Genomic DNA, 14,710 nt, shown 5'->3' on the forward strand with positions numbered 1-14,710 from the left:
ATCAGATCCTCACTTTGCTAAAAAGTTCAATTTACATCAACATTTATAATGTTCTGCCGTGGTGATAAAGGCGACCATGGTTTAGCGGGCACAAACGGCGCACAGGGGCAACGCGGCGCAGCAGGTCAAGATGCGACTCGTCCTGTTTATGCGCAAATAACCAGTGCAACTATCGACTTTTCCAATGATGAGTTTACTGCAAATGTGCCGTGTGACGGCTGTGAAAACAATCGATATCTCTGGTTTATTAATAACACCCCAATTTCAAATGGTGATAGTTACATCCTTCAAGAAGAAGATTATAACAAGTCTATTGCATTAGAAATAACCCCAATGAACGAGAAAGGTATACCCTCCCCTAGAGAGTATGTAGTTAGTTATATAGAAAACATTAAGGTCGATGCTGTCTATTCAAACAATCTAGCTTTTGCGGCATTAAAATCCAACGGTACCGTCGTTGCATGGGGCCATCCTACAATGGGAGGTAGCTTTAGCGAGGAAAAACGGCTGAAACTGATTAATGTTAGCAGTCTGCACTCAACCGATAATGCTTTTGTGGCATTAAAATCGGACGGCAGCGTCGTTGCATGGGGACTGGACAGTGACGGAGGAGTTATCAGCGAGGAAATTCAAGCTCAACTTTCTGATGTAGTGAATATATTCTCAACCAACAGCGCTTTTGCCGCATTAAAGAAAGATGGCACAGTTATCTCTTGGGGAAATCCTGTAAATGGAGGCGACAGCAATGCAGTAACCTTTGAAAAAATAGATACCATCTTTTCAAACGACTCTGCTTTTGCAGCCTTAGATGTGGATGGTAATGTATTTACATGGGGAGATGCTGAAAACGGCGGTGATAGTACTGGAATTGATTTAGAAAATATCACCTCTATTGTATCAACTAAATTGTCTTTTGCTGCATTAAATGAAAGTGGCAAGGTTGTAAGTTGGGGAAAAGTACAGGCGACTAATCCAACATTATCAGAAAATTTAGCAGGTGCAAAAAAAGTACTGTCGATTCATTCAACCAGTACTCTATTTGCTGCACGAAAAGAGAGTGGTATTATTTCATGGAGTGATAATATCAATGATATCGGTGTAGCCCCAGTGATTCAAAATGAAGAGAATAAAGGTAATAAAATTGGTAAGGTCTACAGTATTGTTTCAACCGAGTTTGCTTTTGCAGCATTAAGAAAAAATCACACTATTGTATTCTGGGGTGATACTTCGTTAACAGAGCAAAAAGTAGAAAATGCAACAAGCCTTTCATCAAGAGGAGGATCTTTTAGTTGGACAAAGTGGGACGGTACAACTAATTCTGTTGCTACTGCCAATTTAAAAGGACCTTATCCAAACTATAAAAAAACAGATATCAAAAGTATGCATGAGACTAGTGGTGCTGTGGCGGTATTAAATAATGATGGTACAGTCACAATCGAAGGGAGAATTTATTTTGGTGGTGATGCCTCGCATGTGAGCGATCAACTAAATAATGTTTTGTCTATTCAGTCAAACAGTAGAGCCTTTGCCGCGTTAAAAGAAGACGGTACTGTTATCACTTGGGGTAGGGATCATCATGGTGGTAATAGTAGCAATACCGATATTTCAACTGTAAATGTTGATGTAAAAGAAATTTTTAACACCGTCGGAAGCAGTAGTCAGTAGAACAGTTTAAAATCTTCACTTTATTAACTAACATAAAGCATACAATATTAATGAACAGAAAGTGCTACAAATGCACTATCTGTTCATTGTTACGGCCCTTTTTTATTCCTTTATTGTTAACTCCCCCTTCTTCGTTTTATATAATTTACCCATTTAGATATAGCGCACTGGATTATTTACGTAAACTGAGTTTTAGTGGTAATAACAAACTACAAGTATAATTAGTGGCTTACTAGCGCACTTTAGGTTGCTGTTCTTTATTACCCAGCTTTAATGGCAAGTAACTGTTTAGCAAACTGAGCAAAACCATACCCCCCAGGTTCAGTCATCACAAATTCTGGATGATGCTGTAGTTTGTCCCAATAATGCTTAATATTCGCAACACCAACACTTTTCGGTAAGGCTGCAAACATAAATTGGTCATTCATCGAATCACCGATATAACAGGTTTGTGAGATTATTTCAGCTTTGGATAAACCTTTTTCCTGCAAAAAATTTAATGAGGTTATTTTTTTAGAATGCTCGCCATACCAACTGTTAATATGAATTGAGCTTGCTGTTGCATGTGCACCTAACTTATTAATTTTACAAACCACTTGTGCAATAATATCAGGTGCGACAGACTCTCGATTTTGGCCGATATCAATGGCGACTTCACATAGACGATAAGATTGATCCAGGGTTAAATTAAGATCCGGGTAATCCGCTAAAATATCCATCACTTGTGCTTTCAATTTCGCTTGATTTTTCTTAATGGAAGACATGGAAGCGTCCGAGGTTAATGTTAAATATCCCTCTTTTTTCTCCATAATAAATGCCCCATTTTCACCGATAACGGCATCAACAGGCCAAAGTTGTGCAATATGATCACACCAACCCGCACAAGCGCCGGTGACTGCCACCACTTTTATCCCTGCTTGTTGTAAATCTGCCAACGCGATTAACGTTTCTGGTGGTAATTTCCCTTGCCAAGTTAAGGTATCATCAACATCCGTCAAGACCCACTGCACCGTTTTCCAGTCACTTGTTAAGGTGTTTTTTTGTTGTTTCTGTTGTTTCTGTTGTTTCATTAGATTCTCTTATGCACATAAAGTCAGTTAACAATTTAACCCCATGCGCCGTCAAGCAACATGGGGCTAAAGACTATATCAATCGTTTACGAATCTGAATGGCCACGACTTCAGCAACAATAACCACTGCAAAGATACTCACTAGCACCATCGCCACTTTTTGCCATTGAAATAAATTTTGCGCATCATTAAGCACAACACCTATACCACCTGCCCCTACTAAACCTAATACCGCGGACTCACGCACATTAATATCCCATCGGAATAACACTATAGAATAAAAAGCAGGCATCACCTGTGGCCAATAACCTTTGACTAAAATGCTGCCCCACGGTGCACCAGTGGCTTTTAACGCCTCAATGGTGCCCATATTCACTTCCGCTAATGCCTCAGATAATAACTTACCCACAAAACCAATACTGCGAATTGCAATGGCCATGATGCCTGCAATAACCCCAGGTCCAAATAAGGCAATAAATAACAAAGCCCAGACTAAAGAGTTAATAGAACGCGTTGATACTAAAAAGAATTGTGAAATCCAGTTCAGTCCCTTATTCGGCGTTATATTATTTGCATTTAATAAGGCTAAAGGCACTGCAAAAATTAACGTGATTAGCGTGCCTAATGTCGCGATATGTAATGTTTCAATTAATGCAGCATGGATAGTGGTTGGATAATAGGCATAATCCAGTGGTGTCATGCGATCAAACATATCCATCAGTTGCTCAGGCGCATCGTATAAAAACTCTTGAATCACTTCGACACTTTGCCAAGACCAGATCAATGACATCACAATAATAAGATACACACTAAAGCGCGATAATCTTTCTTTTAACGTAAACCTTGTCCACTCTGAATCGATACTTAACGTTGTCATTAGAAAATCCTCCTAACTATGTTTGAGAGCATTTCGCCAACCAGAATAATGGCGATAATAGTAAGTAAAATGGCGGCAACAAAATCATAATCAAATCGTTGGAATGCCGAGAATAACGTGCCACCTAAGCCACCTGCGCCAACGATGCCAACCATGGTTGAGTTTCTTAAATTTGAATCTAATTGGTAGCTAGCAAACCCGATAAAGCGCGTAAACACCTGTGGCATAACCGCATAAATAATCACGCTAAAAAAACTAGCCCCAGTTGCCTTGATAGCTTCAACAGGATTAAAAGAAATTTCCTCAATCGCTTCAGCAAATAATTTGGCAATAAAACCAATTGAAGCAACGATTAACGTTAATATGCCTGCGAGTGCACCAAAGCCCACAGCTTTAACAAAAATAATCGCGATAATCACCGGATGAAACGACCGACATAGCGCAATGAAAGCACGCACTGGCCCAGTGATAAAAATAGGCATCATATTACGGGCGGCTAATAAGCCGATAAACAGTGAAATAACAATGCCAAAAAAGCTCGAAATAATCGCAATTTGCAAACTTTCAGCCACACCACTGACTAACAAACTGACGCGCGAGAAATCAGGCGGAAACATTCTAGAAAGTAGACGTTCGCTCTCACCAAACCCGAGTAATATACGATCGAGTGTTAGCCCTAACGCACTCACGCTGTAAAATATATAAGCTGCAATCACCAACCAGATAAGACGGTTTGTTAATGAGGTTTTAAACGGGTTTAATTCATTGGTATTTTTTGTATTGGTTATTCCATCCATGATTCACCTCCATAAATAACCTTAAGGTCGTCTTCGGTAATATCTTCAGGCGAGCCATCGTAATGTACTTTGCCATTCGCCATGCCGATGATCCTTTTGGCATAACGCTTAGCGAGATTAACGTCATGGATATTCAGTAAAACGGGAATATCATTACGTTGCGCAAAGGTTTCCATTAGCTCCATAATCTCAACCGCTGTTTTTGGGTCCAGTGACGACGTCGGCTCATCGGCCAATAACAAATAAGGCCCCTGCATAACGGCTCTGGCAATACCGACTCGTTGTCGTTGTCCGCCTGATAAACCATCTGCACGTTGATTGGCAAATTCAGTTAATCCGACTAACTCCAATAATTCAAAGGCTTGCTTTAAATCCTCTGGTTTATAGTTTCTGCGCCATGCATCCCATGAACTCATAAAACCTAAACGTCCACTTAATACATTTTCTAAAACAGTGAGTCGTTCAACCAGATTATATTCCTGAAACACCATGCCGATATGTCGGCGAATTTTGCGTAGAGCCGTGCCTTTCAATTTGGTTAAATCTTCACCATCAAACAGTATTTCACCCTCATGAGGATCATTTAAACGATTAATACATTTCAGAAGTGTACTTTTCCCGGTGCCCGATGGGCCAATGATGGCAACAATCCCAGATTCATTGATATCGATATTAATGCCTTTAAGCACCGGCTTGCCAACAACGTATTCGTGATGGAGATTGTTAATCTTAATTGCGTTTGAACTTGTAGAGCCCATGATGACTATTCCTTGTATCTGCTAAATATTCAGTAGATGCCGACAGTAAAAGTGCCGACACCTAAACTTATTTTTTTTATTATTATTCTTATGATTTTTTATCTGTAGCTAATGCAGCTGCCTGTTTGGCCGCTTTTTTAGCAGCTGCTTTTTGTGCTAACTTTTGTAAACCAGCTTTTGTATAAGCAGTACCCGTTGTATGAGCGATATCGCGGATCACACCCCATTCTTCTTTATAAGTAATAGGTGCAAATCTGTCCGCGCCTTTGAAGGTGGCGCTCATTTCAGGCGTAAAGCGGTACGTTGAAAACGCTTCTTTGATTTTTTTAACTAAATCAGGGTGTAGGTCATTAGCATAACCAAAAGCGGAGGTTGGAAATTTTGGGCTACGATAAATAATTTGAAGGTTGTTATCATCAACACGACCTGCAGAAACCATGCGATCATAAACATCAGAAGCAACAGGGGCAGCATCATAATCCCCGTTGTAGACACCTAAGATTGATTGGTCATGCTTACCAGAGTAAAGCACTTTATAATCTTTATCCGGCACGATACCTTGAGGTGGAAATAAAGCACGAGGCGCTAAATTACCAGAATTTGAAGAGGCAGAAGTATGTGCTACTTTTTTCCCTTTAAGATCTAACATTTCATTAATACCACTGTCTTTTCTAGTGATAGTAATAAGGTTATATCCCTGAAAACCTTCCGCCGTGCCTTTAACTGCAATAGGAACATAACCGGCTAAATTAACGGCATACCCAGTTGGGCCCGTCGAAAATCCCGCAATATGTAAACGACCTGAACGCATTGCTTCAACTTGCGCAGAGTTAGAATGCACTGTGTAATAAACAACACGTTTACCCGTGACTTTACTTAAATGTTCCTGAAAGTTTTTAAAAGCATCTTTGTAAACGGCAGGATCTTCAACGGGCGTATAAGTGAAAACTAATGTGCTAGGATCACGCCATTGTTCTGGGTCTTTAGGCGAATCAGCGACCAAATCATTATTTTCATCACAATATCTATCATCAAGTACACCGCGATTTTTACATTCATCAGCGAATGCAATCGTCGGCAGAGATAATGCACTTGCAATAATTAATCCTTTGTATAATTTGTTCATTTTACTTCCTTTTTATTATGGGTTTGTCATTGATCTATCAACCTCTATAGAGCAACTCTCGTACCAAGAACAATAAAAATATAACAATCAATAAGTTAACTAATAAACAAGAAAAACGAACAAGACATTTGAGTCAATTAAGTCATTTAAATTAACGACTTAAAACAGCTAAAAGGGTCATTTCTGTCCTTTATGTTAGCCTCGATATTGGGGCTGATTCTGCTAATGACTTCGATAATAGTATTAGATAATCCCCTTCATTACCGCTTAACATCAACGCTTTTGTCGGAAGCTAATCGGCAGGCTCTGTCAGTGAAAAGTTTGTCCATCGATACTTCTCCGCCTTTCGCGCAGAAAGGCGTTAATGCAGGTAATATTTAAACAATATGGGGTACTTGGGGGGGATGAGTGAAGAAAAACACTTATTTAATCGTTACTTCAAGATGTAAAATAAACAACTTGAAGTAACGGGCTATCAATATGATTTAGCCCTATTTAACTTTCACTCTAAAGTCTGATTTATTAATATTATATTTTTTTAATTTGCGATAGAGCGTTTTTCTCGGCAGGTTTAACTGCTCAGAAGAAACATTAATATTACCTTCTGATTTTGCTAAGGCTTCCGATAATACGGCTTTTTCATAACCTTCCATTTGTAAGTCAAAATCAAAACCTTCGTCAGTATTTTCCGGCATCGTGTTTTGTAGGTTAAAACCTTGTCCATCAATACCTAATACAAACCTATCGGCAACATTTCTCAATTCACGGGTATTACCGGGCCAATCGTGCATGTTCAGAGCTAATAATTGTTCACACAAAAGAACCGGAGGCTGGGCTTGAAATTTTTGACAGGATTTTTGTACAAAGTGACAAAATAGTGGATGCACATCTTCAATGCGCTTGTTCAATTTGGGTATATTAATACTGGCAACGTTTAATCGGTAAAACAGATCTTTCCTAAAGGCGCCTTGATCGCTCAATGCCTCTAGGTTGGCTTTACTGGCGGCAATCACCACAATATTAACAGGAATCAGTTTATTCCCGCCGACACGCTCAACCACCCTTTCCTGCAGTACACGTAATAATTTTATTTGCACGCCGATGGGCATGCTCTCGATTTCATCTAGAAAAAGCGTGCCATTATTTGCGAGCTCTATTTTACCGATGCGTTTCTTACTGGCATTGGTAAATGAGCCTAATTCGTGACCAAATAACTCACTTTCAATAATACTCTCGGTCATACCACCACAGTTAATGGCGACAAAGGCTTGATCTCTTCGCTGGCTAAATTGATGCAAGGCATTAGCAACCACTTCTTTTCCTGTGCCGGTATCACCATTAATAATGGTATCAACCCCGGTTTGTGCTAACAGTAATATTTTTTGTCTTATCTGCTCTATGCTCTTTGATTCGCCAATCACAAACTCTTCAATAGTAGGCGATTTATTATTATCCAAAGCGCAGCCCGGTATTTCTAATGTACGCCTAGCAAAGGCTTCATTTAATTTTATGATTAAATTTGACGGCACCATCGGTTTTTCTAAAAAATCATAAGCGCCATTCTTTATCGCTTGCGTCGCCATCGGGATATCACCATGCCCGCTCATCAATAAAACAGGTAAGCCTGGTACGCGTTTTTTAATGGCATCAAGCAGTGTTAGACCATCAATATGAGGCATTTTAACATCACATAAAACAATGCAATAACTATCAGGTCTTAAGGATTTTAACGCAGCTTTAGGGTCCGTAAATGGCAATACTTCAAAGCCTTCTAGCTCAAGCATTTCGGTTAACGCTTCAATGACGTCGATTTCATCATCGATTAATACCACTGTTTTAGGTTTATTCATGGTTAGAAAATCCTTCTTTTATTTTTTTTAATGCTATGGTAAAAATCGCGCCTTTACCTAATTCAGAGTGCACTGATAAGTTTCCATTAAAATCTTTAATAATATTAAAGGTAATCGACAGACCTAAACCGAGCCCCTTGCCAACCATCTTTTTGCTAAAAAACGGGTCAAAAATATAGGCTAAATCATCACTTGAAATACCTTCACCGTTATCCTTCACCTTGATAAAAATAGTGTCGTCATTTTCAGTGAGCGAAATATGAATATTCGCTTCGCTGACGCCTGCTACAGCATCTAGTGCATTGGCAATAATATTCACCATCACTTGCTCAAGACGAATGGCATTGGCCCACACAAAATAGTGGTTATTATCAACATAAGTAATGCTACATTTCCCATGATCAATACGGCTTGATAGCAACTCTAGCGCCTCTTTGATCACACTATTAGCACTCACTTTCTCAAGTTTCCCATCGGATTTACGTGCAAATGATTTCAAATGCTGAGTGATGACCGAGGTTTTAGCAATTAACTTTTCTATCTTGCATAAGTTGTTTTTCACCTTGTCTAATTGCTTTCTTTCCAACCAAATTGATGCGCTATGTAAATGGCTATTAACCGCCGTTAAGGGTTGGTTTATTTCATGTGTGATACCCACACTAAGCTCCCCTAAAGCAGCCAACTTTCCTGACTGCACTAATTCATTTTGTAACGATATTAGCTGTTTATTAGTTTTCTCTAGTTTTTGAGAGTTTTCTTGAAACAACAGTACATCTTTGGCCATTTCAGTGATCTCATCATGGCCTTTAATATTAATTTTTGTATTCAGTTTTCCCGAAGAAATTAAGCGCATGCTTGCTTGCAAATCGCGAATACGTTGCAAAATATTATTTTTCACATAAGACCAAGAGAAGAAAATGGCGGCACACAGACTAAAGAATGAAATTAAAAACGCTAACGCCATATTCTTGGTTAATCGTTTTTCTGTTGCATCAATTTCAGAGTCAACCTGCTGATTCACTCGTTGCGCATAGCTTTCCACTTGCACTGCAAGTTGATGTATCTGCTGTCGGCTATTTTCCCAGAGAAACTTCTGTTGATAGCTTAAATCAATCTGTTGATTCTTTAGCGCAAACAGCTTTCCCTTTCGAGACATCATATTATTGATTAACAAAAGACGTTTATCGAGTTCTCCATAGTCCCCCGCTAACGGCTTTCTTTGCCAATAGCCCCACCAATCCAGTCCTACTTTTTCTAATCGTAAAATAGTGTTATCAAGCTCGTTATAGCTCAGGTCGTTATAGAGTTTTTCTGCCAAACCAAATTGATAATGCAGTGAAATACGCAAATTATTGAGTTCAATACGCGACTTTTGTTCTGCGCTTAACATTAACAACCACTGATCCGTCTCCGTCAATAAAGGTAATAAGCCACCTAACAGCGACCTAAACTCTGTATTTAAACCCTGTATTTTTACTTCATTCGCGTAAAGCAGGCTTAAGTTGTAATTGATCTGGCTAATCAGGTTTTTGAAGTAATTATTATAATCTGCAAAATTAACCATCAAGTCACTCATAGTGGTAAGAGAGTGCTCAACTTCATTCATCGCTTGGTCACGCTCTTGGCCCGATTCAGCAGAAAGAATGATAAATGATGCAGAGATAATGACACGAGCAAGATCGTTCAGCCGAGCAGCTTCCTCTAAAGAGGCCATATCTACTTGCTGGATTTTTGTGAGCCGGTTTAAGGTTTCATGAAACGTGGAGTATGAAACGCTGGACACCAGAATAGCCGAAAAAGCGAGTACGCTGAATGCAAAAATCAGCCTAAACCCAATACCAGAGTACCTTGCCTTAGTTAGCAACATAGGGAATCTAAAATGGACAACTTAAGGGAGTTTGTTATTTTTAACATTAATCATTACCTACTTATCTATGACTACAATTTATAACTTCCAACCTCTTTATGAGATATTCACAAAGCCGGCAGGCTTAAACACTAATAATAAATTCACTATTAAGGTGTTATCGTATTGCAGTGTTGGAATAAACTGTTGCTTAAATTATTCAATAAAGTAGTTAATGAAGGGGTAAATGAAGACAAGTAATGAGGGAATGGCCATTCATTTATTATCGTTGTAAATTACACTCGGGTATCCATGAATTTTTCTGTCATGAAAATGTTCTTAGTCTTTAACTGAGTGGATATCGATGTTCAAGATACTCACACTCCGATTACCTTAATATTTTGCTACTTTAAACCAGAATAAATATTGCGATAAATATAAGCGCCCTATTTATTTACAATAAATATACGCTCCGTTAACAAATATTAAACATTCTCTAAGCAAAATTGAGTGTTCGAACAGATTAATGTTCGTAATGTCATGATATTAATGTGTGGCATAGGTAGTGTGGCATAATTATTTTAAGACTTTTAAAATCGTTACCTCCTATTCTCTAACGGACCAGTCAGTTCGCCACACACACAAAATTTAAAGTGTTCAGCAGAAAAATTATTTTTTTCTGCTGATACGTTTCGCTTTTCTCTGAAAGGTTTTTTTCTTCGCTGTTGTTGGCAAGCCGATAAAGTTAATGTTTTTAACTTCATTAATAAGCAGTTCAAGATTCCCTTGAACGCCACTTATAAACGCTTGATAGCTCATTGACTTCGTAGAAATAGATTCTAATTGTGATTCCCACAAAGCGGTCATATCGGGTTGTGATATTCGCTTAGGCAGTGCGGTGATTAATTTAAGCCCGACCTCACTCGCATGTATCTCTTTGCCTTTTTTGAGCACATATTCTCGTTTAAAAAGCAGTTCAATAATGCCCGCTCTTGTGGCCTCCGTTCCCAGTCCATCTGTTTCTCGTAATGCCTTTTTTATCGCAACATCAGTAACAAATCTGGAAATCCCCGTTAATGCCCCGAGTAGCGTTGCATCGGTAAAATGCTTAGGTGGCGTGGTATTTTTCTCTATGAGATCACCTTTTATACACTGCACCACCTCTCCCAGTTTCACATTAGGTAAGTTAATCGATGAGAATTCAGATTGTTCTTTATTTTTAGCGGAAGAGGGAAATAAATCTTTCCATCCATTTTTTAAAATGTCTTTTTGTTTACTGATAAACAGCCCAGCTACAATTTCAGTATGTATTTGTTTATCAAGATACTCAAAAGCGGGGTAAAATTGTGCGATATATTGCCGTGCAACGAGTTCATATACTTTCATTTCATCAGCCGATAATACACCGGTTGCTTTGTTTCTCGCCGTTGGAATAATGGCATGATGCGCCCCGACTTTACTGTCGTTCCACGCCCTACTTTTCAAATTCAAATCTGCATGTTCAAGCATTTTTGCCGATTTACTCGATACCGTACTCATGGCGCGCGTAACCGATTGAACATCATTCAGATGCTCTTTGGGAAGGTATTGGCAATCTGAGCGCGGATAGGTGATCAGTTTATGCTTTTCGTAAAGTTGCTGGCAAATATCGAGCGTTTGTTTAGCGCTCATACCAAACGCTTTGGCCGCTGAAATTTGTAAGCCAGATAAACTAAAAAGTAGCGGTGCTTGTTGCTTTTTTTTGTCTTGAGCGACTTTAACAATCTTCCCTGGTTGGCCCTCTATTCGTTCGATGACTTTCAGGGCGAGGCTTTTCGATAACACTCTATTTTCATCGTCCATATAGGGTTCACAGGCGACACTCGGCTTCCATTTCCCTTGATACTTTATGCCCTCACTAGTTTCCAAGTTCGCGATGACTTCATAAAATGATTTAGACACAAAATTCTTAATTTCAATATCTCGGTTAACGATTAAACCCAGAATTGGTGTTTGAACGCGGCCAATTGATAATACCCCTTGGTAGCCTGATTTCTGCCCTTGTAGCGTGCACAGGCGCGTCATGTTGAGACCATACAACCAATCTGCTCTGGCTCTGGCTAACGCTGAAACAGCCAATGGAATGTAATCTTTATTTGCCTTTAAGTTATTAATGGCTTTTTTTACCGCGGCTATATTCATATCACTAATTAAACAGCGCTGTGCATTAGCAATCTTAGTTTTCGACGCGCCACAATAATTGATCACTTCATCAACCAGGATTTGACCTTCCCTGTCTACATCACCGGCATTAACGATTACCTTCGCTTGTTTCACTAATTTTTTTATCACCGCGAGTTGTTTTTTGGTTTGAGTTTTTGGTTTGAGTTGCCACTGAGTCGGTATGATAGGCAGATCAGAAATTGCCCACTTTTTATATTTTGCATCATAAACCTCGGGCTCAGCTTGTTCCAATAAATGCCCGATACACCAAGTGACAATATCACCATTACCCACGTGAATGCAGCCATCCGCCTTACGATGGGGTTTGGGTAGCGCATCGGCAATAGCACGTGCAAGACTTGGTTTTTCAGCAATGTAGAGTTTCATGGTAATAGATTCTTTGACTGTTTTTTTACACAGTAGTTAAGTTTTACTTAGAGTTCAAGCTTTATCAAAGTAAATATGACTTTTTAAGAACAGTTTGGGACTAATACCAGTTCCATTAATTTAATGCATTTGGTAAAGCGAGAGAATTTGAGTAATATGTCAGCTCAACAAGAGGAATTATTATCATGAAACATACGTTAGTCATTATCGGACTCAGTCTATTTAGTTTGTTTGCGCACAGTAGCGAGCAACAAGAGGCAGATTCATTTAGTTTTCCTGATCAAGAGACATTCAAAGAGATCTGGAATACCGGCAAAACGGCCAGCAAAGAAGCTTGGAAAGATGGCAAAGAAGGATCTCAAGCATTATGGGAAACAAGCAAAGACAAAAGCAGTGAAGTTTGGCAAGAAGGTAAGGAAGATTCCAAAGAATTATGGGATGTTAGCAAAGATAAAAGCAGTGAGGCTTGGCAAGACGGTAAAGAGGGAAGCCAAGGTATTTGGAGCGATATAAAAATTGAGAGTCATAAAGCATGGCAAGAAGGCCAGCAAAATTTTAATGAATGGTGGTACGAAGTAGATCTCACCACGCAAGGTGATGAGATCTAATTAACAGTTACAGTGTTTCAGCAAGCTGTTCTAGCAATTCACGCTGGTGATAGCTTAATTCAGTCGGTGTTGTAATCACTACTTCATAGATTAGATCGCCGACTAAGTCGCCTTGCATCGCTTTGATACCTTTGCCTTTAAGACGGAATTTTCTGCCCGCTTGTGTTCCTTGTGGGATTTTCATATTAAGATGTCCCGCAAAAGTAGGCACTTTTAAACTGCCACCAAGGGCTGCAGTTGTAAAAGGCGTTTCGATTAGACAGTATAAATCACGTCCTTCACGACGGAACGTATCATGCTCTACCATATGAACTTCAACTAACAAGTCACCAAATGGACCGCCTAATGAACCAGGGTTACCTTTAGCAGGTACGCGCACACGTTGGCCTGAATCGATACCGGCAGGAATAGTCACTTCAAGCAACACAGGGTTGTTTGGCAGTTTAATTTCCTTCAAGCAGCCTTCAACCGCTTCTTCTAACGAGACATCAATTGTTGCGATAATATCAGAGCCTTTTTCTGGCTGTGGTTGATATTGTTGCTGCTGTTGGCGCTGACCAAACATGCCACCAAACATATCATCAAAACCACCACCTTGCTGGCCGAAACCACCGCCTTGGCGACCTTGACCATTTTCGTCAAATGCACCGTGACCAAAGTCATCAAACTGTTGACGCTTTTCTTCATCACCGACAATTTCGTATGCAGATTTAACTTCACGGAAGTTATTCTCAGCCACTGGGTTATCAGGGTTACGATCTGGATGGTATTTCATTGCCAATTTTTTGTAGGCTTTTTTTATTTCTTTGTCTGACGCATTTTTGCTAACGCCAAGCACTTCATAACAATCTCGTTTTGACATTTATCTTTAATCTCGGAAGTTATTAAATTGGAACGGTTGACCTAGTTCTGCGCCACGAATCAAATTCATTACCGCTTGTAGATCATCACGCTTTTTACCCGTTACACGCAACTCTTCACCTTGAATAGCCGTTTGTACTTTCATTTTGTTATCTTTAATGAGCTTAACAATCTTTTTAGCCATCGCTTGGTCGATACCTTCTTTAAACTTCACGGTTTGTGACCAAGATTTACCGCTGTGAGCCGCTTTTTCTGTATCCATTGAACTAGCATCAATACCACGCTTAACAACATGCATACGTAGAATATCTAATAGTTGACGTAACTGTTTGTCATGCTCAGAACATAGTTTTGCGATGCCTTTTTCAAAGGAAAATCTTGCTTCTACACCACGAAAATCGAAACGTGTTTTTAGCTCACGATTGGCGTTATCAACAGCATTTTTTAGTTCTTCTACATCTACTTCAGAAACAACATCAAATGAAGGCATTATATACTCCTAACTAATTCAATAAAATAACCGCTAAGTTACCAGAAATTCTCAGTTGGGGCTACGAAATACGACGCTTAAAATGGAATTTTAAAGATAAAAGAGCCACGATAAGAAAGTCGCTCAGTGGGCCGTTAGCCTACGTGATGCTGACAAGGCTATTTTTTAGAGGA

12 protein-coding genes are annotated in these 14,710 nt (G+C 39.3%); 2 read left to right on the top strand and 10 right to left on the bottom strand.

Annotated features, from left to right (window positions below):
- The first annotated feature begins 48 nt into the window (after window positions 1-48).
- On the top strand, window positions 49-1,665 hold the full coding sequence (locus tag CXF74_RS15740; RefSeq protein ID WP_101083485.1) for a hypothetical protein: 1,617 nt from the start codon (window positions 49-51) through the stop codon (window positions 1,663-1,665).
- Window positions 1,666-1,925: 260 nt separating this feature from the next.
- On the opposite strand, the gene CXF74_RS15745 is transcribed toward CXF74_RS15740, so the two are convergent.
- The 8 genes from CXF74_RS15745 to CXF74_RS15780 form a co-directional block, all read right to left on the bottom strand.
- Window positions 1,926-2,735 (bottom strand): HAD-IIB family hydrolase, encoded by an 810-nt coding sequence (locus CXF74_RS15745; RefSeq protein ID WP_101083486.1) that lies wholly within the window; start codon window positions 2,733-2,735, stop codon window positions 1,926-1,928.
- Between the two features lie 73 nt (window positions 2,736-2,808).
- A complete protein-coding gene (gene phnE, locus CXF74_RS15750) occupies window positions 2,809-3,612 on the bottom strand; it encodes a phosphonate ABC transporter, permease protein PhnE (protein ID WP_101083487.1) in 804 nt (267 codons plus the stop codon).
- Window positions 3,612-4,409, bottom strand: a complete 798-nt coding sequence (gene phnE, locus CXF74_RS15755; protein WP_101083488.1) for a phosphonate ABC transporter, permease protein PhnE — start codon at window positions 4,407-4,409, stop codon at window positions 3,612-3,614. Before phnE (CXF74_RS15755) ends, phnE (CXF74_RS15750) begins: the two co-directional genes overlap by 1 nt.
- Window positions 4,397-5,167: a phosphonate ABC transporter ATP-binding protein gene (gene phnC, locus CXF74_RS15760; RefSeq protein ID WP_101083489.1), complete on the bottom strand. Its 771-nt coding sequence runs from the start codon at window positions 5,165-5,167 to the stop codon at window positions 4,397-4,399. Before phnC ends, phnE (CXF74_RS15755) begins: the two co-directional genes overlap by 13 nt.
- Before the next feature lie 88 nt (window positions 5,168-5,255).
- Window positions 5,256-6,293, bottom strand: coding sequence for a phosphate/phosphite/phosphonate ABC transporter substrate-binding protein (gene phnD, locus CXF74_RS15765; protein ID WP_101083490.1), 1,038 nt, complete (start codon window positions 6,291-6,293; stop codon window positions 5,256-5,258).
- Between the two features lie 491 nt (window positions 6,294-6,784).
- Entirely contained in the window at window positions 6,785-8,143 is a 1,359-nt protein-coding gene (locus tag CXF74_RS15770) for a sigma-54-dependent transcriptional regulator (RefSeq protein ID WP_101083491.1), read from the bottom strand.
- A complete protein-coding gene (locus tag CXF74_RS15775) occupies window positions 8,136-9,857 on the bottom strand; it encodes a sensor histidine kinase (protein WP_198552880.1) in 1,722 nt (573 codons plus the stop codon). Before CXF74_RS15775 ends, CXF74_RS15770 begins: the two co-directional genes overlap by 8 nt.
- Window positions 9,858-10,658: 801 nt before the next feature.
- Entirely contained in the window at window positions 10,659-12,578 is a 1,920-nt protein-coding gene (locus tag CXF74_RS15780) for a DNA topoisomerase III (protein ID WP_101083493.1), read from the bottom strand.
- A 185-nt stretch (window positions 12,579-12,763) separates the two neighbouring features.
- Here CXF74_RS15780 and CXF74_RS15785 point away from each other — a divergent pair, with 185 nt between their 5' ends.
- Entirely contained in the window at window positions 12,764-13,186 is a 423-nt protein-coding gene (locus tag CXF74_RS15785; RefSeq protein WP_101083494.1) for a hypothetical protein, read from the top strand.
- A gap of 7 nt (window positions 13,187-13,193) precedes the next feature.
- Here CXF74_RS15785 and CXF74_RS15790 read toward each other — a convergent pair whose 3' ends face one another.
- Window positions 13,194-14,048: a DnaJ C-terminal domain-containing protein gene (locus tag CXF74_RS15790; protein ID WP_101083495.1), complete on the bottom strand. Its 855-nt coding sequence runs from the start codon at window positions 14,046-14,048 to the stop codon at window positions 13,194-13,196.
- A 6-nt stretch (window positions 14,049-14,054) separates the two neighbouring features.
- Complete coding sequence (locus tag CXF74_RS15795; RefSeq protein ID WP_101083496.1) at window positions 14,055-14,537, bottom strand: YajQ family cyclic di-GMP-binding protein; 483 nt, start codon at window positions 14,535-14,537, stop codon at window positions 14,055-14,057.
- Window positions 14,538-14,710: the final 173 nt, after the last annotated feature.

It is taken from the genome of Psychromonas sp. Urea-02u-13, assembly GCF_002835995.1.
Taxonomy (GTDB): Bacteria; Pseudomonadota; Gammaproteobacteria; order Enterobacterales; family Psychromonadaceae; genus Psychromonas.